Genomic DNA, 872 nt, shown 5'->3' with positions numbered 1-872 from the left:
AAAGACGAATTCGGACAAATGGCATCTTTAATAAATGACAACATAAGCAAGATAGAATCAGCCAAAATCTCTGAAAACGACTTTATAAAAGAAGCAAATACATTTGTAGATAGTATCAAATCAGGAGACTTTACTGCAACTCTTAATGCTCAAACGTCAAACCCTGCATTAAATCAATTAAAACATACATTTAAAGAGCTTCAAGAGGCTTTAAAAGATAATATTGCCAAAAACGGTATAGAGCTTATAGCTCTTCTTGATAAATTTAAAAATCAAGACTTTACCGCTAGACTTGATGATAACGGTAAGATGGCGGCAGGAGTAAACGGACTTGGTGAAGAGATATCAAACATGCTTCGCGCAAATTTGTCTCAGGCTGAAAATTTAAGACAAAAAGCTCAAGCACTATCTGAATACATGAACGAACTAACAAGCGGAGCTAACCAGCAAGCAAATTCACTTCAAGAAAGTGCAGCAGCGGTAGAGCAGATGAGCTCGTCAATGTCTGCCATATCTCAAAAGACACAAGATGTAATAAGACAAAGCGAAGAGATAAAAAACATAATAGTAATAATAAGAGATATAGCAGATCAAACAAATCTATTAGCATTAAATGCCGCTATAGAAGCGGCCAGAGCAGGAGAGCATGGACGTGGCTTTGCGGTAGTTGCGGATGAAGTAAGAAAGCTAGCCGAAAGAACTCAAAAATCATTAGGAGAGATAGAAGCTAATACAAATGTACTCGCTCAATCAATAAACGAGATGAGTGAATCTATAAAAGAACAAGCTGACGGAATAAACATGATAAATCAATCGGTTGCCAATATAGATGATCTAACCAGACAAAACGTAATAGTAGCCAATAAGACAAA

General features: G+C 36.4%; 1 protein-coding gene. It reads left to right on the top strand.

Annotated elements, in window-relative coordinates; translation table 11 throughout:
• On the top strand, window positions 1–872 hold an 872-nt coding region (locus CDOM15925_RS09910), incomplete at both ends, for a methyl-accepting chemotaxis protein (RefSeq protein WP_249934736.1).

Source organism: Campylobacter sp. RM15925 (assembly GCF_012978775.1).
In the GTDB taxonomy this organism is placed as follows: Bacteria; Campylobacterota; Campylobacteria; order Campylobacterales; family Campylobacteraceae; genus Campylobacter_A; species Campylobacter_A canis.
Note: the sequence above shows the minus strand (reverse complement) of the source record. Positions and strands in the feature narration are given on the sequence as shown.